This is a genomic window from Kitasatospora sp. NPDC101801 (genome assembly GCF_044766665.1).
GTDB lineage: Bacteria > Actinomycetota > Actinomycetes > Streptomycetales > Streptomycetaceae > Kitasatospora.
The window spans coordinates 249,117-269,457 of sequence record NZ_JBIWML010000003.1; the positions used below are offsets into that span (position 1 = coordinate 249,117).

The window sequence follows — 20,341 nt, forward strand, 5'->3', positions numbered from 1 at the left end:
CCCACGCTCCGCCGGTCGCACAAGTGATCACCGGCCCGGAGCCCTCCCTTTCGCCCCCGTGCCGTCGAGCAGGTGGAGCCCCAGATGACTGATTTCCGGCCTTCCTTCGTATGCCCCGAAACTCGTTCGGACCCGTCCCCCGACACGCCGCACGAGCCACCGTCCGTCCTGGACCCGGAGCTCGTGGCGCTGGTGGTGGCAGCCGCCGACGCGTTGCCCGAATGGGCAGAGTTGGTGGTCCCCCAGGCCCGGCTGGACGCCGATCTGGCCCTGGACGAAACCGAGTTCGCCGTCCTGGACACGTTGCTGCGGGAGCGCTTCGGCGCCGATCTGGGCGCGCTCCGGGCGGGCCTGGACCTGGATGCGCTGGCCGCGCTGACCGTCGGCGACCTGGCGGAGCTGGTGCGCCGATGAGCCGCTTCCTGCTGGTGGTGCCTCCGCTGACCGGGCACGTCAATCCGGCGTCCGGGATCGCCAAGGAGCTGGTCGCGCGCGGCCACCAGGTGGCCTGGACCGGCACCGAGACGATCCTGCAGTCGCTGCTGGGTCCGGACGCCCAGGTCTTCGGCACCGGCAACCGGGCGTTCCGGGCGCTCGGTGGCCACGGCCTGGCCTCGGTGCGCTCACTGTGGGAGGGCTTCGTCGTCCCGTACGCGCGGTTCACCACCAAGCCGCTGGACGCGGTGGTACGGGAGTACCGGCCCGACGCGCTGCTGGTGGACCAGCACACCCCGGCCGGTGCGCTGATCGCGCACCGGCACGGACTGCCGTGGGCGACCCTGGCGCCGGGGGCGATGGAGCTGGGCCGGCCGTTCCGGGCCCTGCCGCAGGTCGAGGCCTGGACGACGGGCCTGCTGGAGGGGCTGTGGCGGCGGGCCGGGCTGCCCGCCGACGAGTTCGCCGATCCGCGGTTCTCGCCGCACCTGGTGCTGGCCACCACCGGCCGGGCGCTGCTCGGCGACCTGCCGACGCCGCCGCACTACGCCCTGGTGGGACCGGTGCTGACCGAGCGTCCGGCGGATCCGGCGTTCCCGTGGGAGCGGCTGGATCCCGGCCGGCGCACCGTCCTGGTCACCATGGGAACCATGTCGGACGCGGTCGGCGCGGACTTCCTGGACCGCACGGTGCAGGCCCTGGCCCACTGCGGCGAGGGCGTCCAGGCCGTGGTCGCCGCGCCGCGCGGGGCACTTCCGGCGGACCTTCCGGACTCCGTGCTGGTGGTCGAACGGGCACCGATCCTGGAGCTGTTGTCGAAGGGTGCGCTGGACGCGGTGCTCTGCCATGGTGGGATGAACACCGTGGGCGAGTCGCTCGCGCACGGCGTCCCGCTGTTGACGGCGCCGATCCGGAACGACCAGCCCTTCGTGGCGCAGCGGGTCACCGAGGCCGGAGCCGGCCTCCGGGTGCCGTTCGCCCGGGTCGCCCCCCGGGTGATCGCCGAACGGCTCCGGCGTGTGCTCGACGAAACCTCCCACCGCACGGCTGCCCAGCTGATCGGACGTCAACTGATGTCGGGCGGAGGGGCGGCGGCGGCGGCCGACCGGCTGGAAGCACTGGTCACGGGCTCGCCGACATCTCCCTAAATTGGTCTAGGCCATTGTTTCCTGGGTGCCTGAGCCTCTAGGGTGAAACCGAAGCACCGGTTCCCAGGAGCCCCCGCATCCCATCTCAGCCCGGGAGTTCTGGTTGATCGAGACCAAAGGACTTCGTAAGTCCTATCCGTCCGGAAGACGCGGTCAGACCGTCGTCGATGCCGTCCGCGGCATCGACCTGAACGTCAAAGCAAGTGAGATCTTCGGCTTCCTCGGCCCCAACGGCGCCGGGAAGACGACCACCCTGCGCATGCTCGCCACCCTCATCCGCCCGGACGGCGGCGAAGCCCTGATCGCCGGCGCCGACCTGCTGGCCGATCCGGCCGGGGTCCGCCGCCGGATCGGCTACGTCGCCCAGGGCGGCGGCACCGCCGACACGGTGAGCGGCCGTGAGGAACTGGTGCTGCAGGCCAGGATGTACGGCAGCAGCAAGGCCGAGGCCCACCGGCAGGCCGAGGACGCCCTCAAGGCGTTCGACCTCACCGAGTTCGCCGACCGTCCCTGCAGCACCTACTCCGGCGGTCAGCGCCGCCGGGTGGACATCGCCCTCGGGGTGATCCACGCCCCACAGGTGCTGTTCCTCGACGAGCCGACGGTGGGCCTCGACCCGGCCAGCCGCAGCCAGGTGTGGACCGAGATCAAGCGGCTGCGCACCGAGGGCATGACGGTGGTGGTGACCACCCACTACCTGGACGAGGCCGACGCGCTCTGCGACCGGGTCGCGATCGTCGACCACGGCCAGGTCGTCGCCGAGGGCACGCCCGAGGAACTCAAGCGGGAGATCTCCGGCGACGTCCTCCTGCTCGGAGTCGCCGCCGACGAGATCGGCCCCGCAGCCGACGCCCTCCGTGCCCAGCCCGGCCTGCACCGGCTGGAGCCGGGCGAGGACGGTCTGCGGCTCTACGTGCACGACGGCGCCGCGGCCATTCCGCAGCTGCTGCGCGTGCTGGACGGGGCGGGCGTCGTCCCCGGGAGCGTCCAGCTCCAACGGCCGAGCCTGGACGACGTGTTCCTGGCCCGCACCGGCCGCTCCATCGAACAGTCCTGACAATCCCTGGGGTCCTTTCCGTGAAGCTCGCCCGTGACACCTGGCTGGTCTTCCAGCGGCAGTTGCTGCTGATGTGGCGTACACCGATCTGGCTCGTCGTCGGGGTGGTCCAGCCGGTTTTCTACCTGCTGCTGTTCGCCCCGCTGCTCAAGAAGCCGCTCGAGCCCATGGGTGCCACCACCTATGCCGAGGTCTACCAGATCTACGTCCCCGGCCTGTTGGCGGTGCTCTGCATCTTCGGCGGCCTGTACACCGGCTTCAGCCTGCTCGGCGAGCTGAAGGCCGGCATCATCGAGCGCTCCCGGGTGACCCCGGTCAGCCGCTTCGCCCTGCTGCTGGGGCGGGCGCTGCGCGAGGTGGTGGCGCTGCTGGCCCAGGCGGTCATCATCACCCTGCTCGCGCTCCCGTTCGGCCTGCGGGTCGGCCCGCTCAACCTGCTGCTGGCCTACCTGCTGCTCGGCCTGCTGGCGCTGATGACCTCGGCCATCTCGTACGGCATCGCGCTGATGTTGCCCAACGACGCCGCGATGGCGCCGGTGGTGAACACGCTCGCCCAGCCGATCGCCCTGCTCTCCGGGACGCTGCTGCCCCTGGCGCTGGCGCCGCTGTGGCTGCGGTCGGTGGCCGAGTGGAACCCCTTCTACTGGGCGGTGGAGGGGATGCGCGCACTGTTCTCCGGGAACGCCGGCGACAGCATGGTCTGGCAGGGGCTGCTGGTCGTCGCGGTGCTGACGACCGGGGCGGTCTGGTGGTCGGCCCGGCTGTTCTCGTCCCGGATCCGGTAGCGGACCGCCGCCTGACGGGCACGCGGAAGAGGGGGCCTGGTGAGAACCAGGCCCCCTCTTCCGCGTGCCCGTCAGCCTGCGTTCGCCCGGACGAAGTCGGCCAGCCGGGCCACGCCCGCCTCGATCTGACGCTCGCTCAGGGCGCTGATCGAGAGCCGCAGCCGGCGCTCACCGCCGCCCGCCGGGTAGAACGGGGCCATCGGGGTCCAGAGCACCCCGTGGTCACGGGCGCAGCGTTCCATAGCCGCCTCGTCGGCGGTGAACGGCACGTCGAGCACGGCGAAGAAGCCGCCTTCCGGCTCGTTCCAGGACAGACCGAGGCGGGCCCGCTCGGCGGCCGGGAAGTGGCGTTCCAACTCCCTCAGCAGCACGGTGAGGTTGGCCGCGTAGTGGGCGCGGGCGGGCACGTTGGCGTCCCGCAGCCGGCAGTCGTTGCCGAGCAGCATGCCGCCGATCACCGCCTGGCTGAGTGCGGGGGTGTTGACGGTGGTCATGCTCTTCAGCTTGGCCAGCTGGTCGGCCAGCAGGCTGGTGCGGCCGTCCGGTGCGCGGACCTCCTGGTCGGCGACCACGTAGCCGAGCCGGGCGCCGGGGAAGCAGGTCTTGGCGAAGGAGCCGAGGTAGACCACCTGACGGTGGCGGTCCAGGGCCTTCAGGGTGGGCCGTTCGCCGGGCTCGCGGGCGAAGAAGCCGTAGGGGTTGTCCTCGATCACCAGCAGCCCCTCCTCCGCTGCCGTGTCCAGCAGCCGGGCGCGGTCCTCGACGGACATGCTGGTGCCCGAGGGGTTGGCGAAGTCGGGCACCACGTAGAGCGCGCGGGGCCGCCGGCCCTCGCCGCGCAGCCGCTGCGCGGCGGCGGTCAGCGCGGCGAGGTCGCCTTCGGGGACCGGCACGGTGGCGATGTCCAGCAGCCGGGCCGCGCCGGTCACCCCGACGTAGCAGGGCGAACTGACCAGCAGCACGTCCTCGGGGCCGGCGCAGAGCGCACGCAGCACCAGCAGCATGCCCTCCTGGGCGCCCACGGTGACCACCACCGAGGCCGGATCGACGGTGAGACCCTCGTCGTTGGCCAGCGTGCGGGCGATCAGGTCGGCGATGATGCCCTTGGTGGGGCCGTACTGGAACAGCGCGGTGCGCACCTGCTGCTCCGTCAGGCCGCGCCCGCGCAGGTGGTCCAGGTAGGCGTCCAGGTACTCGGACACCCGGTCGGTCTCGAAGAAGCCCTCGTGCGGGCGGCCGGGCGCGAAGGAGAGTGCGTCCGGGTAGCGCTCGGTGACCTCGTTGAGGAAGGTCATCGCGTCCAGCAGCGGATCGGAGAGCGAGCCGTGCAGCTCGCCCAACGACAGGTGCGCGCTCATGCGAGCGCCTCGCGCAGCCGCCGGGCGGCGTACTCCTGGGCCTCGCGGCCGTCGTCCAGCACTCCGGCCATCGCGAAGAAGCCGTGCGGCATGCCCTGGTAGCGGCGGCCCTCCACCGGGACGCCGGCGGCGCGCAGGGCCTCGGCGTACAGCTCGCCCTCGTCGCGCAGCGGGTCGTACTCGGCGGTGATCACAGTGGCGGGCGGCAGGCCCGACAGGTCGTCGGCGCGCAGCGGGGAGGCCAGTGGGTCGGCGCCGTCCGCCGGGTCGGCCAGGTAGTGGGACCAGTACCAGTCCACCGAGCGGCGGTTGAACAGCAGCGGGTCGTCGTGCTCGCGCGCCGACGGGGTGTCGGCGCCGTGGTCGGTGTTGGGGTAGACCAGCAGCTGGTGGCGCAGGGCCGGGCCGCCCCGGTCGCGGGCGAGCAGGGCGAGCGCGGCGGCCAGGTTGCCGCCCGCGCTGTCGCCGGCCACGGCCAGCCGGTCGGGGTCGATGCCCAGTTCGGCGGCGTGGGCGGCGGTCCAGGCGGCGGCCGCGGCGACGTCGTGGACGGCGGCCGGGAACGGATGCTCGGGCGCGAGCCGGTAGCCGGCCGCGACGGTCACGCAGCCGACCGCGTTGGTGAGCCGGCGGCAGATCGCGTCGCCGGTGTCCAGGGAGCCGAGGGTCCAGCCGCCGCCGAACAGGTACAGCACGGCGGGCAGCGGACCGTCCGGGACGGTGTCCGGGGCGGGGCGGTAGAGCCGCAGGGGCAGCGGTCCGCCGGGGCCGGGGACGGTCAACTCCTCGACGGCGCCCACCGGTTCCGGACGGCCGGACCCGGCCTGGATGTCGGCGAGGTCCGCGGCGCGGGCCTCGGCCGTGGAGAGGGAGTAGAGCGGGGGCGTACCGGCGGCGGCGCGCTGCCTGCGCAGCGCCTCGGCCTGGGGGTGCAGTGGCAAGGGGTGTCCAGGGAATCGGTGGGGCGGATTTCAGTGGCCGGTCGGCCGGGTGACCGCGGTGTGGTCGAGATCGGCCAGCCGGGGTCGGCCCAGCAGGGCCATGGTGTCGTCGAGTTCGGTCTTCAGGAGGTCGAGGACCCGGGCGACGCCGTCCTCGCCGTCGGCGGCCAGGCCCCACAGGACCGGGCGGCCGATCAGGACGGCCCGGGCGCCGAGGGCGATCGCGAGGGCAACATCTGTGCCCGTCCGGACACCGCCGTCCAGCAGAACGGGCAGCTTCGGCGGTACCGCGGCGACCACTTCGGGCAGAGCTGAGAGGGTCGCCAGGGCAGCGTCGAGTTGGCGGCCGCCGTGGTTGGAGACCACGACGGCGTCGACACCGTGCTCGGCGGCCAGCCGGGCGTCCTCGGCGGTCAGGATGCCCTTGAGGACGATCGGCAGGCTGCTGCGCTCGCGCAGCCAGGACAGATCGTCCCAGGTCAGGGTGGGGTCGAACTGCTCCCTGGCATGGTCGGCGATGCCGGAACTCCCCTCGCCGGCCCGGTGGCTGGCGGCCATCAGGTCCTGGTCCAGGTTCACGGCGCGGATGTGCGCGGGGACGGCGAAGCCGTTGCGGGCGTCGCGCAGTCTGCGGCCGATCCGGGGGGCGTCCACGGTCAGCACCAGGGCGCGGTAGCCGGCCGCCTCGGCCCGTTCGATCACGGCGGCCAGCGCGTCGCGGCGGCGCAGCCAGTACAGCTGGAGCCAGAGCGGTCCGGTGGCGGCGTCGGCGATGGATTCCAGCGTCCGGCTGGCGAAGATCCCGGCCACCAGGAGCGCCCCCGACCGGCCTGCCGCACGGGCGGTGGCGGTCTCGCCCTCGGGGTCGTACAGCTGGTGATAGGCCATCGGCGCGATGCCGATCGGGGTCTCCAGACGGCTCCCGAGCAGGGTGAGGCCCTGGTCGGTGGCGGAGACGTCGACCAGGGTGCGCGGGCGCAGGCGGCAGTGTCCGAACTGGGCGCGGTTGGCGGCGAGGGTCCGTTCGGCACCGCTCCCGCCCTGGACGAAATCCCAGATTTCGGCGGGGAGTCGGGCGCGGGCCGCGCGTTCGACGTCCGCCAGCTCAAGTGGTTCCACGGGCTGCCTTTCCGGGCAGACCTCGCGCGGGCCCGCTCCGGCTCGGCAGCGTAGGAGGCCGAGCGCTCAATGGTCTAGACCTTGCTTTCGCTCGATCGTCTGTGCAATCGTCAGGAGTCGAACCGAACCCGTTGATTGTGAACGATGTCCATCCAACCTCCCCTTCGTGGAGTAGCGTTGACCGGCTCTTCCTCCCTTCTTCCCCTGCTGGCCGGGGCCCCGAGTACCGAGACCCCGCACGACTGGGTGGATCGCTTCCTGCTGGCCGGCCCCGATGAGCAGGAGTGCCTGCGCTTCGGAGCCCCCGTGGACCGCGCCACCCTGCGCGCCCTCGTCGCCGAGCAGGCCGAGCGGCTGACCGCCGCCGGCCTGTCGGCCGGCGGCACGGCCGCGCTGCGGCTGGCGCCCTCGCTCGGCTACACCGCCGCGCTGCTCGCCTGCTGGCAGCTCGGCGCCCAGGCCGTCCTGCTGGACCACCGCCTCACCGCCCACGAGGTCGGGCTCGCCGTCGAACGGCTGGCACCCCAGGTCCTGGTGGAGTCGGCCCACCGCCCTGCGGCGTCGCTGCGCGGCTTCGCCGAGACCGACCCCGTGCCGGTGGCGCTGCCGGGCGGCCGCCCGGCGGCGACCGGCCACGCCCTGCTGCAGCTGAGTTCGGGGTCGACCGGCCCGGCCAAGGTGATCGCCCGCACGGCCGCCGACCTGCTGCGCGAGCTGGACTGCTACCGGCGGCTGGAGCTGTTCCCCAAGGCCGGGGAGCGGGTCGTGCTGCTCTCCTCGGTCGTCCATGTCCTGGGGCTGGTCGGCGGGTTGCTCAACAGCCTGCACGCCCGGGTGCCCCTGACCGTCCCCGAGCGGATGACGACGGCGGGCATTCTCGCCACCATCGCCGAGGACGACCGGCCGACCACCGTGATCGGCGTCCCGTTCCACGCCGAGCTGCTGGCCGGCGCCACCGCTCCCCCGGCGCTTCCGCAGCTGCGCCGGATGATCGTCGCCGGTGAGCTGGTCCGCCCGGGCCTGCCCGCCGCCTTCACCGCCCGGTACGGCGTGCCCCTGGGCACCATGTACGGCATGACCGAACTCGGGGTCATCGCCACCGACCTCGACGGCACGCTGCACCCGCAGGCCGCACCGGTGCACGGCATGGACCTGCGCGAGGACGGCGGCGAACTGCACATCGCGATGGCCGCCTCCCCGTACCCCGGCCTGGCCGACCGCACCCGCTGGTCGGACGGCTGGCTGCACACCAGGGACGCCGGCCGGGTCGACCCGCAGGACCGCCGGGTCACCGTGCTCGGCCGACGCGACTCCCAGGTCTCGATCGGCGGCCTCAAGGTCGACCTCACCGAGGTCGAGCAGACCCTCGCGGCCCTGCCGGAGGTCCGCGAGGCCGTGGTGGTCTTCGAGGACGGCGCCATCGGGGCCTACCTGGCCACCGTGGACGGCGCCGACCCCGCCGCCGTCCGCGCCGCGCTGGCCCGCGAACTGGCCTCCTACAAGCGGCCCAGAGAGCTCTCGTTCCTCCCGGCGCTGCCCCGCACCGCCACCGGCAAGCTCCTGCGCGACACGGCCGCCCTGCGCGCCGCCGCAGGTGCGGCTGCCGCGCCCGCACGCTGACCCGAAGCCCGCACCACCGCACCGAACCCCGACACAGCACGAGGAGCACCACCATGCAGGAGCGCATCCACGAGTTCGTCCTCGCGGCCCTCGCCGAGATGAACTACGACGTCTCCGAGGTCACCGGCGACACCGACCTCGGCCCGGCCGGCCTCGACCTCGAGTCGCTGGCACTCGCCGACCTGTCGGTGCAGGTCGAGGACGAGTTCGGGGTCAAGTTCGACCTCGACGAGATGGAGACCACCGCACTGATGACCCTGGACCAGTTCACCGCCGACGTGGCCCGACGGGTCGCCGCCGCCCCGACCGCCGCCGGCAGCCCCGCGTGAGTACGCCCGTACTGCCGGACCGGGCCGAGGTCGTGGAGATGCTGGCGGCGTTCGGGCAGCGCGCCGCGGACAGCGTCCCCGAGGCCCTTGGTTCTCTCGAACTCACTTGGCTGACCGTTGAGTTCGAGCAGCGCTACGGGATCGAGCTGGACCTCTCCGACGAGCAGTTCGAGGCCGTCCGCACGGTGGACGACGCCGTCGCGGTGCTGCGCGGAGCCGTACTCGCCGCCGGGGTCGCCCGGTCATGAGCACCAGTGCACCGCCGGCCGTCCGGCCGGTGTTCACCGGCCTCGGAGTGCTCAGTGCCTTCGGCCCGGGGCTCGCCGCGCTGGCGGCCGCGACCGTGCACGGCACGGCCGGTTTCACCGAGGTGACCCGCTTCGACGTCGGTCGGCGCGGCACCCGGCGGGCCGCCCTGCTGGCCGACCCGCCGCCGCTCGCCCGGGCCGTGCTCGGCGCCGTCGCCGACGCGTGTGGGCAGGCCGGCCTGCCCACCGGGCCCGGTGAGACCCCGCTGCTGCTCGCCCTGCACAGCGATCTGCGCACCGGCGAGGTGGCCGAGGCCGTCACCAAGGGTTCCGCCGCCCTCGGCCTGCCCGGGGTGACCCGGGTCTACACCGGTGCCTGCGTGGCGGCCGCCACCGCGGTGGCCGACGCCGCCGCCCTGGTCGCCTCCGGCCGGTACCCCCGGGTGCTGGTCGCGGCCGGCCATCTGGTGGAGCCGGGCGTCTTCGCGGCCTTCGACGCGGGCCGGGCACTGGCCCGCGACGGGGAGCTGCGGCCGTTCAGCAGCGGACGGACCGGCACCGTGCTCGGCGACGCCGCGGTGGCCGTGGTGATCGAAGCGGACACGGCCGCCGAACGGCGCGGCGCCACCACGCTGGCCCGGCTGGCCGGGTGGGGCCGGTCCGGCGACGCCCATCACGTCTGCCGGCCACGGCCCGACGGCGAGGGCGTGGCCCGCGCCGCCCGGTCCGCGCTGGGCCGGGCAGGCGTCGCCCCGTCAGAAGTGGGCTACGTCAACGCCAACGGCACCGGTTCGCCGCTGTCCGACCTGGCCGAGGCACGGGCGCTGCGCGAGGTGTTCGGCGACGCCCTGGCCGGACTCCCCGTCAGCTCCAGCAAGTCCGTCCACGGCCACGCCCTGGAAGCCTCCGCACTGCTCGAACTCGTCGTCACCATCGCGGCGTTGGAGAGCGGGCGGCTCCCGGTCAACGCCGGCTGGCTGGGCCCCGACCCGGAGATCGGCCTGAACCTCGTCCTGGCGGGATCGCGCCCGGACCGCCCCCGCTACGCCCTCAGTCTCAACTCGGCGTTCGGCGGCGCCAACACCGCACTCCTGGTGGCCGCCGCATGACCGGACCGCCGAACGCACTGCGCACCCTCGCCACCGCGACCTGGCCGCCACCGCAGGGCCCCGCCGAGCTGCCCCCGCTGCCCGGCTTCGCGGCCTCCACCTTCAACCCACTGGTCGCGGCCGTCGCCGAACTCTGCCTCACCCGGCACCGCGACCCGGACCGGGCGGGCGGCGGAGACCGCACGGGGCTGCTGCTCGCCAGCGCGAGCGGCGACCGCGCCACCGCACTGGCCATCGAGACCGCCGCCGCCTCCGGGCGCCGGATGCCGCCGCTGCTGTTCTTCCAGTCCAACCCCAACGCGGTCCTCGGGCACCTCGCCGCCCGCTGGGGGCTGACCGGCCCGGTCGTCGCCATCAGCCCGCGGCACGCCGCCGAACCCGGCCAGATCCCGGCGGACGCACTGGAGTTGGCCGCTCTGCTGCTCGCGGACGGCGACGCCGACCAGGTCCTGGTCATCGCCGCGGAGCAGGCCGAACGGCCCGGGAGCACCGACCACGGCACCGCCGTCCTGGTCACCTCCGCCTGACCGCGCGCCGCACCGGCGCACCCCGTCACCGCGCAGCCGCGCACCCACCAGACACCCATCCGTACGCGTCCCAGAGGCCGCGCACCGCACCCGCATGGCCAGCACCATGGGAGGGATCCATCACCGTGAGCACCCGCAGCATCCGCAGTCTCCTGGCGGGCGACCCGGACGTCGGCGCAGGAAACGTGCTGACCAGCCGAATCGCCCTGGGCATCGGTCTCGACGACCCGCTGCTGACCTTCGACACGGCGGTGGACGACCGTCCCGCCTGGGAGCCCTTCACCCTGCGCGAGGTCGACCGTGCCGTCCGGGCCAGGGCGGCCGCGCTGCACGCCCTCGGGATCGGCCGGCGGGACCCGGTGGTGGTGTACGCGACCGCCGCCGCCGACCACGTCCTGTCCTTCCTGGCCCTCACCCGGCTCGGCGCGATCCCGGCGCTGCTCAACCCCAAGGTGGAGGGCGAGCGCGCGGCCCGCTACATCGCCCGCCTCGGTGCGGTCGGCATCCTGACCGACCCCGAGCACCGCGCCGAGCTGGCCGGGCACGACCCGGTGGCCCCGGTGCTCGCCGACGCCGCCGAGCTCGGCTCCGGCGACCCGGACGCGGCGCCCGAGCCGTACCGGCACTGGGGCGGCGACCCAGTGGCGATCACCCACTCCTCCGGCACCACCGGAATGCCCAAGGCCGTGGTGCACTCGCACGACAGCCTGTACGCGGCGATCCGCCACCGTGCCACGCTGCCCCGCCCGCAGGGCTCGGACCGGATGCTGAGCGCGCTGCCCGCACCGCACGCGGCCACCCTCATCGCGGTGAACTTCGCCCTCACCGAGCACAGTGAACTCGCCCTGCTCTCCCGGCAGTCCGGCGCCGGACTGCTGGACGTCATCGAGAGCTGGCAGCCGCGCGGGGTGATCGGTTTCGCCGCCACCTGGGCCGAGATGGCCCACCACGACCTGGCCGCCCGCAAGCTCGACACCGTGTCGTTCTGGTGGAACACCGGGGACTGCGCGCACGAGGCGCACATCCGCCGGCTGATCGCCACCGGCTCGCGCGAAACCGTCACCCGCCAGGGCCGCGGCCGCGAGGCGGGCTCGGTGTTCGTCGACGGTCTGGGCTCCACCGAGATGGGCCACTCGCACTTCTTCATCACCCACGCCCCCGGCACCGAGAAGTACGGCCGCTGCGTCGGCCGCCCGCACACCTTCGTGGACTGCGAGGTGGTCGGCCCGGACGGCGAGCCGCTCGGCCCCGGCGAGGTCGGCGAACTCGCCACCGCCTCCCCGACCCTGGCCCTCGGCTACTGGAACGACTCGGTCACCACCTACCGCACCCGGCTGCGCGGCCGGTTCCTCACCGGCGACCTGATGTACCGGGACGAGGAGGGCTTCTACTACCACGTCGACCGCCTGGTCGACTCGGTCGACCTGGGCGACGGCAGGCGGCTGTACACCGCGATGTCGGAGGAGCGGGTACTGGCCCGCGTCCCCGGCGTCCTGGACTGCACGGTCGTCGCGGTGAAGGACGGCGGCCGGGTGGTCACCGACGTGCTGCTGCGCCTCGCGGACGGCGCCGACCCGGCCGCCGACCGCACCGCGGACGTGGTCGCCGCGCTCGACGAGCACACTGCCGCCACCGTCCGCTCGGTCCTGGTGGTCGGCGAGCAGGACATCCCGCTCGGCCCGACCGGCAAGGTCCGCAAGGTCCTGCTGCGCGAGCGCTACCTCGCCTCGGTGGCCGGCCGATGACCGCGACCGCGAGCAGGCCCGCGAGCCGTCCGGGCGCCGTCGTCACCGGGATGGGCCTGGTGACCCCGCTGGGCCGCAAGCCCGCCGAGGTCTTCGAGGCGCTGACCTCCGGCCGCGGCGGAATCGTCGCCGTGCCCGAGGGCCACGCCGCGCACGGTTGGCTGCCCGCCGCCGGGATCGCCCCGCACATCGACGGCCGCGAGGTGCTGCCGCCGACCGAGACCCGCTGCGTGGACCGCTTCGTGCTGCTGGCCCTGGCCGCCGCGGACGACGCGCTGGCCGACGCCGGGATCGTGGTCGGCCGCGACGTCGACGCCCGGCGCACCGCCGTGGTGCTGGCCACCGGGGGCGGCGGTCTGGAGACCTTCGAGCAGCAGTCGCACCGACGGCTGGAACGCGGCCGACCCGCCGTCAGCCCGTACCTGCTGCCGGGCATGCTCTCCAACATGGCGACCGCCCGGGTGGCGATCAAGCACGGGATCCGGGGCTACAGCAGCGCGATCGTGACCGCCTGCGCGGCCGGCGCCCAGGCGGTGGCCGAGGGGCTGCGGCTGATCCGGGCCGGCGACGCGGACGTGGTGGTGTGCGGCGGGACCGAGTCCTCGCTGCATCCGACCATCGCCGCGGCCTTCACCAACGCCCGTGCGCTGGCCCAGGGGTGGGACGACCCGGCGCAGGCGAGCCGGCCGTTCGACCTTCGCCGCAACGGATTCGTGCTGGGCGAGGGCAGCGCCGTCCTGGTGCTGGAGAGCGCCGAGCACGCGGACGCCCGGGGTGCGGGCGGGTACGCCGAGCTGATCGGCTGGGGGTCGACCACCGACGCCCACCACCCGACCATGCCCCGCCCGGACGGCGAGGGCGCGGCCGACGCCATGCGCACCGCGCTCGCCAGCGCCGGCCTGGCCGCGTCCGACATCGGCTACGTGAACGCGCACGGCACCGGCACCAAGCTCGGCGACGTCGCCGAATCGGCCGCGCTGAACGCGGTGTTCGGCTCGGCGCAGCCCGCCGTCAGCTCCACCAAGGGCGCCACCGGCCACCTGCTGGGCGCGGCCGGAGCGGTGGAGGCCGCCGTCACCGTCCTGGCCGTGGCCCGCGGCCTGCTCCCGCCCACCCTCAACCTGGACCAGCCCGACCCGGCGTGCGCCCTGGACCACGTCCGCGGCACCGCCCGGCCCGTCGAGCTCCGGGCCGCACTGAGCAACGCCTTCGCGTTCGGCGGCCACAACACCAGCCTGATCTTCGGGCCGACGCCCACCCGCGCCGTCAGGTAGGCCGCCGGCGCCCGTTTCCGCTGCTCTCAACTCCTTCTGCCAGGAGCTAAGTTGTCCATCCAGACGATCACCCATGTCGAGTACCACTGCGCGAACGCCGCGCAGACCGCCGCCGAGCTCCAGACCGGTTACGGCTTCCTGCGCGATGCCGACCAGCCCGCCTGGAAGCCCGCGGTGCAGACCGTCCACCTCCACCAGGGCACCATCCGGCTGCGGCTCCACTCCAGCGAGAACACCGATCATCCGGTGGCCCGCTACGTCGAGCGGCACGGCGACGGCGTCGCCGCGCTGGCGCTCGGCTGCACCGACCCGCAGGCCGCGCTGGAGCGGGCCGAGCGGCACGGCGCCGTGGTGCTGGACCGGGCCGGCGGGCTGATCGCCGGCTTCGGCGACACCGCGCTGCGCTTCGTCCCGCTGCAGGACCCGCCGACCCGCACCGGCGGCGAGCTGCTGGACGCCCTCGACCACGCCGCCATCTGCGTCCCCGCCGGTCAACTCGCGGACGCCGTACGGTTCTGCGAGGCCGCGCTCGGCTTCCACCGGATCTTCGGCGAGTACATCGAGGTCGGCGAGCAGGCGATGGACTCCAGCGTGGTGCAGAGCCCCTCCGGGGACGTCACCTTCACCCTGATCGAGCCGGACACCAGTCGCCGGGCCGGCCAGATCGACCGCTTCCTCGCCGACCACGACGGCGCGGGCGTCCAGCACCTGGCGCTGCGCACCGACGACATCGCGGCCGCCGTCCGCACCGCCGGGTCGCGCGGCGTCGAGTTCCTCAACACCCCCGGCGCCTACTACGACGGCCTGGCCGAGCGGCTCGGCGGCACCGCGATCCCGGTGGAGACGCTGCGCGAACTGGACGTCCTGGTCGACCAGGACCACGGCGGCCAGCTGTTCCAGATCTTCGCCCGCTCGACCCACCCCCGGCGGACCTTCTTCCTGGAGCTGATCGAGCGTCAGGGTGCGGGCACCTTCGGCACCGCCAACATCAAGGCCCTCTACGAGGCCGTCGAGCGCCAGCGCGCCGCCGCTTCCGTCTGATCTCCGAGGAGGAACACCCCATGACCACCGCAACCGAGTTCGTCCTGACCGAGGCCGAGCACGCCCTGCTGCCCACGCCCGAGGAGGTCGCCGGCTACCGCGAGCACGGCTGGTACCTCTCCCACCGGCTGTTCACCGACGAGGAGCTGGACACCCTCCAGGCGGCCACCGACAAGTACTACGAGGGGCACCGCGACCGCACCCTCGCCGTCCGTCCGCCGAACCTGGCCGCCTGGGACCCCTCCCAGGGACCGGTCCAGCGGCACAACGACTACGTGCACTACGAGAGCGACGCGATCGCCGCGATCCTGCGCAAGCCGCTGGTCGGCGCCGTCGCCGCGCTGCTCGCCGGGACCGGGGAGATCCGGGTCTTCCAGTCGACCCTCATCTTCAAGCCGCCGGTGCCCGAGGAGCCGTCCAACCAGGTGCCGTGGCACTTCGACAAGCACTACTGGCACACCTCGTCCTCGGACGACATGCTGACCGCCTTCATCCCCTTCCACGACTGCGGGGTGGAGAACGGCACCATCACCATGGTCGACGGCAGCAACCGCTGGGAGGAGCTCCCCTCCGGGGAGGACGCCACCCGGCACTTCGCCCAGCGCGACCGCTCCGAGCTGGAGTCGATCCTCACCGCCAACGCGCACCACAACGGCCAGGAGGTGCGCAAGGTCCCGGTGGTCATCCCGCGCGGGCACGTCAGTTTCCACCACTGCCGCACCTACCACGGCAGCGGCGCCAACCTGGCCGACACCCCGCGCCGGGCGATCTCGCTGCACCTCCAGGACGGCGCCAACGAGTACCGCCACGCCACCCGCCCCGACGGCAGCCCGGCCTCGTACAACCACGACGCGGTGGTCCGTCGCACCGCCGACGGCCGGCCGGACTACGCGGACCCGGAGATCTGCCCGGTCATCTGGCGGGGAACCCGGTGACCGACTCCGCCGATCTGGGCTCCCCCGCCGGGCGCTACCGGATGCTGCGGCTGATCCGGGGCTTCGAGGAACTCGCGCTCGGCCTGGTCAAGTCCGGGGCGATCGTCGGCGGCATCCACCCGTACATCGGGCAGGAGGCCGTGGCCGTCGGAGTCTGCTCCGCGCTGCGTCCGCAGGACCGGATCACCTCCACCCACCGGGGCCACGGCCACGTGCTCGCCAAGGGCGCGGACCCGGCCCGGCTGCTGGCCGAACTCCTCGGCCGCACAACCGGGTTGAACCGGGGCCGGGGCGGCTCGATGCACGCCGCCGACTTCTCACTCGGCATCCTGGGCGCCAACGGGATGGTCGGTGCCGGCGGCGCGATCGCCGCCGGCGCCGCCTGGTCCGCCCGGCAGGCCGGTGAGGACCGGGTCGCCGTCGCGTTCTTCGGCGACGGCGCCCTCAACCAGGGCGTCCTGCTGGAGTCCTTCAACCTGGCCGCGATGTGGCGCCTGCCGGTGCTGTTCGTCTGCGAGAACAACGGGTACGCCACCACGTTGCCGGCCGCCACGGCGGTGGCCGGCAGCGCCACCGGCCGGGCGGCGGCGTTCGGGATCCCGGCCGCCGAGGTCGACGGGATGGACACCGAGGCGGTCCGAGCGGCGGCCGCCGAGGCCGTGACCCGGGCCGGTGCCGGCGGTGGCCCGAGCTTCCTCGAGTGCCACACCTACCGCTTCGAGGGGCACCACACCATGGAACGGCTGCTGAAACTGCACTACCGCACCCCGGAGGAGATCGCCGACCGGCGCGGGCACGACCCGCTGCCGCGTGCCGCCGCGCTGCTGCCGGACGGCCTGGCCGCGGCGCTGGACGCCTCGGTCGCCGAACAGCTGGCCGCTGCCGAGCAGTTCGCCCTCGCCTCCGAACTCCCCGATCCGGCAGGCGCCTCGGAGTACCTCTACGCCGACGGCCTGCGCCCGAGAGCGGGGTCGACGATATGAGGCTCTCCTACACCAAGGCGCTCAACCGGGCGCTCACCGACGCCCTCACGGAGGACCCGGCGGTCTGCGTCTTCGGCGAGGACATCGGCGCCGGCCTGGCCGGACCCACCCTCAACCTGCTGGACCGCTTCGGCCCCGGCCGGATCGTCGACACCCCGCTCTCCGAGCAGGCCTTCACCTCGATGGCGATCGGCGCGGCCCTGACCGGACGGCGGCCGGTGATCGAGTTCCAGATCCCCTCGCTGCTCTTCCTCGTCTTCGAGCAACTCGTCAACCAGGCCCACAAGTTCTCGCTGATGACCGGCGGTCAGACCGGCGTCCCGCTCACCTGTCTGGTGCCGGGCTCCGGCTCCCGGGACGGCTGGGCCGGGCAGCACTCCGACCACCCGTACAGCCTCTTCGCGCACGCCGGGATGAAGACCGTCGTGCCCGCCACCCCGACCGACGCCTACGGGCTGCTGCGCTCGGCGATCGCGGACCCGGACCCGGTGGTCGTGTTCGCCCCCGCCGCCGCCCTGGCGGTGCGCGAGACCGTCACCTGGGAGCTCGCACCGATCCCGCTCGGCTCGGCCCGCATCCACCGCGAGGGCACCGACGTCACCGTGGTGGCCGTCGGCCATCTCGTCCACGACGCACTGGCCGTCGCCGAGGAACTCGCCCCGGAGATCTCCGTCGAGGTGTTCGACCCGCGCACCCTGCACCCCTTCGACTGGACGGCCCTGGCCGCCTCCCTGGAACGCACCGGACGCCTGGTCGTCATCGACGACTCCAACCGGAGCTGCGGCATCGGCGCCGAAGTCCTCGCCACCGCGGCCGAGGAGATGCGTCTGGTCGCCCCGCCCCGGCGGATCACCCGACCGGACGGCACCGTGCTGCCGTTCGCCGCGCAGCTCGACCGCGCCCTGCAACCACAGCGCGACCAGCTGCGCAACGCCCTGCGCGCCGTCATGAAGTGACGCCCTGCGCAGCTGCCCACCACGCCCTCACGACGCCCGCCCTGGGAGTGACCCCATGCCGACGGACCGCCCGCACCTCCACCGAGCCGCCACCGCCCGCCCGGACCCGGCCCGGTGAACCGGACAGCCGAGCTCGGCTCCCTCGCCCCTGCCCTGCGCTCCGCCCTCGCAGCGTCCACCGACGACCGGATCTTCTACGATCTGGCCGGCATCGCCCGCCGCTACGCCGCCCTGCTGGACGAACTGCCGGGCATCGACGTCCGGTTCGCCATGAAGGCCTGCCCGGTGGACGAGGTGCTGGCCGAACTGTGTGCACTCGGAGCCGGTTTCGACGCCGCCAGCCCGCACGAGATCGCCCAGGCCCTGCGCACCGGCGTACCGGTCGGCCGGGTGCACTACGGCAACACCGTCAAGTCGGACCAGGGCATCGCCGAGGCGTACCGCCTGGGCATCCGGGACTTCGCCACAGACAGCCTCTCCGACGTCGCCGCGATCGCCGAACACGCCCCGGGCTCCCGGGTGTTCTGCCGCCTCGCCACCAGCGGCGAGGGCGCGCTCTGGGGCCTGAGCCGCAAGTTCGGCTGCTCGGCGGCGGACGCCGTCCAGGTGCTGGCGGCCGCCCGGGCGGCGGGGCTGACACCCGCCGGCCTCTCGGTGCACGTCGGCTCGCAGCAGCTGACCGCCAAGGCCTGGCTGGCGGCCTTCGAGCTGCTCGGCGAGGTGCTGGTCGAGCTCGACCGGCACGGGATCAGGCTCGACCACGTCAACCTCGGTGGCGGCCTGCCCGCCCTGGGGTACGTCGACCGGCACGGCATCGCCCTCGACCCGCCGTTGGACGAGATCTTCCAGGTGGTCCGCCAGGGCGTCGACCAACTGCGCCACCTGCACGGCGGCCAGCTGGACTTCGTCCTGGAGCCCGGTCGCCACCTGGTCGCCGACGAAGGCGCGATCCGGGCACACGTCTACCGGCTGACGTCCCGTCAGCAACCGGAGGGTGAGCGCCAGCACTGGCTCTACCTGAGCTGCGGAAAGTTCAACGGGCTGTACGAGATGGACCAGTTGCAGTACCGGCTGGTCTTCCCGACCCACTCCGACCCGGAGTACGTCCCGGCCGTGGTGGCGGGCCCGACCTGCGACAGCGACGACGCGTACCCGCACGGGCCCGCGACCGGCCGGGTGTCGGTGCCCCGCGCGGTGGCCTCCGGCGACCCGGTCTGGATCCTCTCCAGCGGCGCGTACGCGGTCAGCTACCTCACCCAGGGCTTCAACGGCTTCGACCCGCTGCCGTACACGGTGCTCCCGGCCGGACCGGCACCGGCGGCCGTCCGAGCAGCCACTGCCGGTTCGCCGCCGGTGGCCGCAGTGTCCGCGTCCTAGGGCCTGTGGTCGAACTCCCGTCGTCGCCCGGAGGGCAGCCCTGCGGCGTCCGGTGCGTGCTCTCGGCGTGCTGGACGGGAGCCCTCGTACTGCCTCGTACCTGGGCTTTCGTCCGGCGCGGCGAGAGCACACACCAGACGCCGTGGAGCACACGGGAGTCTGCCGACAGCCCCTAGCTCGCCGGGTCCGGGGTCTCGCGGTTCCGTTCCCGGAGCGCGCGCAGCGCGGCGACTTCGCGGGCGACGTCCACATGGGCGCTGTCGACCCAGGGCAGCTGCCTGCGCTTGCCGTCGTGGCCGTGGATGTCCACGAAGTGGGCCGGAGCCATCCGGTTGCGGGCGGCCGCGGGGTTGGGGCGGGCCTGGATGTCCCGAATGTCCGTCCAGGCGAAGCGAGTACGACGGAAGTAGCCGCGGATCTCGATTCCCCGGGCGTCGGCGAAAGTCCCCCCTCGCCGGAGCGCGTACCCCAACCACCCGACGCTGCCGAGGAAGAGCCCCCAGAGCAGCAGTTCCAGCCAGACCAGCCGGGTGCCAGCCGTCGCCAACGCCAGCAGCACACCGACGAACGGCCCGCTCGCCAGCACCAGCAGGTACCACATCCGGCCGACCTTCAAACGGTACGTACGCGACTCATGACCCATGCCCGTTCCCCCACGGCTCGCTCGTCCCCTGCGGTGCCGCCCGCATCCGCAGACCGACCCTCCAGGCTAGTTCTCGACCGCGTACGTGCCCCGAATCGGCGGAGAATTGGCTCGAACCCGCCGTCCGGACGGCACCCCCGACCGCCTCCCGTCCGCCCGGCCGGCGGGGTGCGGGCCTCCTCGGTGGTACTGGTGGTCCACTGCGCCGGTGGGGGGACGTACGCTGGGGCTTCCTTGCCGGGTGTCCGGAGGGGTGGGCATGGTGGCGAAGGAGAGCGAACGTGGCACAGGGGCGTGGCGGAATCAGAGGTGCGCGGATCGGCTCGGGCCCGATGGGCGAATCCGAGCGTGGTGATCTGGCGCCCCGTACTGCGGTGTCGTTCTGGTGCGGCAACGGCCACCGCACCCAACCCAGCTTCGCGACCGGCGCCGAGATCCCGCAGGTGTGGGACTGCACCCGGTGCGGCCTGCCCGCCGGCACCGACCCCGACAACACCCCGGCGGCCCCCGGCAGCACGCCCTTCAAGACACATTTCGGTTACGTGCTCCAACGCCGCACCCGCCAGGACGGCGAAGCCCTCCTGGACGAGGCGCTGGCCAAGCTCCGCGGCACGTTCTGACCGCCGGACCGCCGCACCCGTGGTGCCACCTCGGGTAGGTCCCGACGCCACGAGGGCGGGGGGGGGGCCCCGGGCCGCCCCCCCCCCCCCC

At 73.7% G+C, this 20,341-nt stretch carries 21 protein-coding genes; 17 read left to right on the forward strand and 4 right to left on the reverse strand.

What is annotated here, in order from left to right:
* Positions 1-84: 84 nt before the first annotated feature.
* The 4 genes from ACIRPK_RS07350 (at position 85) to ACIRPK_RS07365 (ending at position 3,425) form a co-directional block, all read left to right on the forward strand.
* Positions 85-414 (forward strand): hypothetical protein, encoded by a 330-nt coding sequence (locus tag ACIRPK_RS07350; protein ID WP_403034284.1) that lies wholly within the window; start codon positions 85-87, stop codon positions 412-414.
* The gene (locus tag ACIRPK_RS07355; protein WP_403034287.1) at positions 411-1,583 is read left to right on the forward strand and encodes a glycosyltransferase; all 1,173 of its coding nucleotides are present in this window, start codon (positions 411-413) and stop codon (positions 1,581-1,583) included. The genes ACIRPK_RS07350 and ACIRPK_RS07355 overlap by 4 nt, the downstream gene beginning before the upstream one ends.
* Before the next feature lie 103 nt (positions 1,584-1,686).
* The gene (locus tag ACIRPK_RS07360) at positions 1,687-2,640 is read left to right on the forward strand and encodes an ATP-binding cassette domain-containing protein (protein WP_403034289.1); all 954 of its coding nucleotides are present in this window, start codon (positions 1,687-1,689) and stop codon (positions 2,638-2,640) included.
* Between the two features lie 20 nt (positions 2,641-2,660).
* Positions 2,661-3,425, forward strand: a complete 765-nt coding sequence (locus ACIRPK_RS07365) for an ABC transporter permease (protein WP_403034292.1) — start codon at positions 2,661-2,663, stop codon at positions 3,423-3,425.
* 71 nt (positions 3,426-3,496) lie between these two features.
* Here the strand turns inward: ACIRPK_RS07365 and ACIRPK_RS07370 are convergent, their stop codons facing one another.
* From ACIRPK_RS07370 to ACIRPK_RS07380, 3 genes are read right to left on the reverse strand one after another with little or no spacing between them, the layout of a single operon-like run.
* Positions 3,497-4,783 carry a PLP-dependent aminotransferase family protein gene (locus ACIRPK_RS07370; protein ID WP_403034295.1) on the reverse strand — a complete coding sequence of 429 codons (1,287 nt, stop codon included), beginning with the start codon at positions 4,781-4,783 and terminating at the stop codon, positions 3,497-3,499.
* Positions 4,780-5,724, reverse strand: a complete 945-nt coding sequence (locus ACIRPK_RS07375) for an alpha/beta hydrolase (RefSeq protein ID WP_403034297.1) — start codon at positions 5,722-5,724, stop codon at positions 4,780-4,782. Before ACIRPK_RS07375 ends, ACIRPK_RS07370 begins: the two co-directional genes overlap by 4 nt.
* Positions 5,725-5,754: 30 nt before the next feature.
* On the reverse strand, positions 5,755-6,843 hold the full coding sequence (locus tag ACIRPK_RS07380) for an alpha-hydroxy acid oxidase (RefSeq protein WP_403034300.1): 1,089 nt from the start codon (positions 6,841-6,843) through the stop codon (positions 5,755-5,757).
* A 177-nt stretch (positions 6,844-7,020) separates the two neighbouring features.
* On the opposite strand from ACIRPK_RS07380, the gene ACIRPK_RS07385 reads away from it, so the two are divergent.
* From ACIRPK_RS07385 to ACIRPK_RS07440, 12 genes are all read left to right on the forward strand, one after another.
* Positions 7,021-8,463, forward strand: coding sequence for a class I adenylate-forming enzyme family protein (locus tag ACIRPK_RS07385; RefSeq protein WP_403034302.1), 1,443 nt, complete (start codon positions 7,021-7,023; stop codon positions 8,461-8,463).
* Between the two features lie 53 nt (positions 8,464-8,516).
* Positions 8,517-8,792 carry an acyl carrier protein gene (locus tag ACIRPK_RS07390; RefSeq protein ID WP_403034305.1) on the forward strand — a complete coding sequence of 92 codons (276 nt, stop codon included), beginning with the start codon at positions 8,517-8,519 and terminating at the stop codon, positions 8,790-8,792.
* A complete protein-coding gene (locus tag ACIRPK_RS07395; RefSeq protein WP_403034308.1) occupies positions 8,789-9,040 on the forward strand; it encodes an acyl carrier protein in 252 nt (83 codons plus the stop codon). The genes ACIRPK_RS07390 and ACIRPK_RS07395 overlap by 4 nt, the downstream gene beginning before the upstream one ends.
* On the forward strand, positions 9,037-10,149 hold the full coding sequence (locus ACIRPK_RS07400) for a beta-ketoacyl-[acyl-carrier-protein] synthase family protein (protein WP_403034311.1): 1,113 nt from the start codon (positions 9,037-9,039) through the stop codon (positions 10,147-10,149). Before ACIRPK_RS07395 ends, ACIRPK_RS07400 begins: the two co-directional genes overlap by 4 nt.
* Positions 10,146-10,676, forward strand: a complete 531-nt coding sequence (locus ACIRPK_RS07405; protein ID WP_403034314.1) for a beta-ketoacyl synthase N-terminal-like domain-containing protein — start codon at positions 10,146-10,148, stop codon at positions 10,674-10,676. Before ACIRPK_RS07400 ends, ACIRPK_RS07405 begins: the two co-directional genes overlap by 4 nt.
* Before the next feature lie 125 nt (positions 10,677-10,801).
* Positions 10,802-12,421, forward strand: a complete 1,620-nt coding sequence (locus ACIRPK_RS07410) for a class I adenylate-forming enzyme family protein (RefSeq protein ID WP_403034317.1) — start codon at positions 10,802-10,804, stop codon at positions 12,419-12,421.
* Positions 12,418-13,695: a beta-ketoacyl-[acyl-carrier-protein] synthase family protein gene (locus tag ACIRPK_RS07415; RefSeq protein WP_403034320.1), complete on the forward strand. Its 1,278-nt coding sequence runs from the start codon at positions 12,418-12,420 to the stop codon at positions 13,693-13,695. Before ACIRPK_RS07410 ends, ACIRPK_RS07415 begins: the two co-directional genes overlap by 4 nt.
* 51 nt (positions 13,696-13,746) lie before the next feature.
* Positions 13,747-14,736 (forward strand): 4-hydroxyphenylpyruvate dioxygenase, encoded by a 990-nt coding sequence (gene hppD, locus ACIRPK_RS07420; RefSeq protein ID WP_403034323.1) that lies wholly within the window; start codon positions 13,747-13,749, stop codon positions 14,734-14,736.
* Between the two features lie 20 nt (positions 14,737-14,756).
* The gene (locus ACIRPK_RS07425; RefSeq protein ID WP_403034326.1) at positions 14,757-15,671 is read left to right on the forward strand and encodes a phytanoyl-CoA dioxygenase family protein; all 915 of its coding nucleotides are present in this window, start codon (positions 14,757-14,759) and stop codon (positions 15,669-15,671) included.
* A complete protein-coding gene (locus ACIRPK_RS07430; protein WP_403034328.1) occupies positions 15,668-16,654 on the forward strand; it encodes a thiamine pyrophosphate-dependent dehydrogenase E1 component subunit alpha in 987 nt (328 codons plus the stop codon). Before ACIRPK_RS07425 ends, ACIRPK_RS07430 begins: the two co-directional genes overlap by 4 nt.
* Positions 16,651-17,610 carry an alpha-ketoacid dehydrogenase subunit beta gene (locus ACIRPK_RS07435; protein WP_403034331.1) on the forward strand — a complete coding sequence of 320 codons (960 nt, stop codon included), beginning with the start codon at positions 16,651-16,653 and terminating at the stop codon, positions 17,608-17,610. The genes ACIRPK_RS07430 and ACIRPK_RS07435 overlap by 4 nt, the downstream gene beginning before the upstream one ends.
* Before the next feature lie 114 nt (positions 17,611-17,724).
* On the forward strand, positions 17,725-18,987 hold the full coding sequence (locus ACIRPK_RS07440; protein WP_403034333.1) for a type III PLP-dependent enzyme: 1,263 nt from the start codon (positions 17,725-17,727) through the stop codon (positions 18,985-18,987).
* A gap of 172 nt (positions 18,988-19,159) precedes the next feature.
* Here the strand turns inward: ACIRPK_RS07440 and ACIRPK_RS07445 are convergent, their stop codons facing one another.
* Positions 19,160-19,630, reverse strand: coding sequence for a PH domain-containing protein (locus tag ACIRPK_RS07445; protein WP_403034336.1), 471 nt, complete (start codon positions 19,628-19,630; stop codon positions 19,160-19,162).
* Positions 19,631-19,911: 281 nt separating this feature from the next.
* On the opposite strand from ACIRPK_RS07445, the gene ACIRPK_RS07450 reads away from it, so the two are divergent.
* Positions 19,912-20,250, forward strand: coding sequence for an RNA polymerase-binding protein RbpA (locus ACIRPK_RS07450; RefSeq protein ID WP_403034339.1), 339 nt, complete (start codon positions 19,912-19,914; stop codon positions 20,248-20,250).
* Positions 20,251-20,341 lie beyond the last annotated feature (91 nt).

Coding starts and splice junctions, on each gene's coding strand:
- ACIRPK_RS07355 (WP_403034287.1), top strand. CDS start 411: ATGAGCCGCTTCCTGCTGGTGGTGCCTCCGCTGACCGGGCACGTCAAT.
- ACIRPK_RS07390 (WP_403034305.1), top strand. CDS start 8,517: ATGCAGGAGCGCATCCACGAGTTCGTCCTCGCGGCCCTCGCCGAGATG.
- ACIRPK_RS07405 (WP_403034314.1), top strand. CDS start 10,146: ATGACCGGACCGCCGAACGCACTGCGCACCCTCGCCACCGCGACCTGG.
- ACIRPK_RS07425 (WP_403034326.1), top strand. CDS start 14,757: ATGACCACCGCAACCGAGTTCGTCCTGACCGAGGCCGAGCACGCCCTG.
- ACIRPK_RS07350 (WP_403034284.1), top strand. CDS start 85: ATGACTGATTTCCGGCCTTCCTTCGTATGCCCCGAAACTCGTTCGGAC.
- ACIRPK_RS07445 (WP_403034336.1), bottom strand. CDS start 19,630: ATGGGTCATGAGTCGCGTACGTACCGTTTGAAGGTCGGCCGGATGTGG.
- ACIRPK_RS07400 (WP_403034311.1), top strand. CDS start 9,037: ATGAGCACCAGTGCACCGCCGGCCGTCCGGCCGGTGTTCACCGGCCTC.
- ACIRPK_RS07415 (WP_403034320.1), top strand. CDS start 12,418: ATGACCGCGACCGCGAGCAGGCCCGCGAGCCGTCCGGGCGCCGTCGTC.
- ACIRPK_RS07370 (WP_403034295.1), bottom strand. CDS start 4,783: ATGAGCGCGCACCTGTCGTTGGGCGAGCTGCACGGCTCGCTCTCCGAT.
- ACIRPK_RS07435 (WP_403034331.1), top strand. CDS start 16,651: ATGAGGCTCTCCTACACCAAGGCGCTCAACCGGGCGCTCACCGACGCC.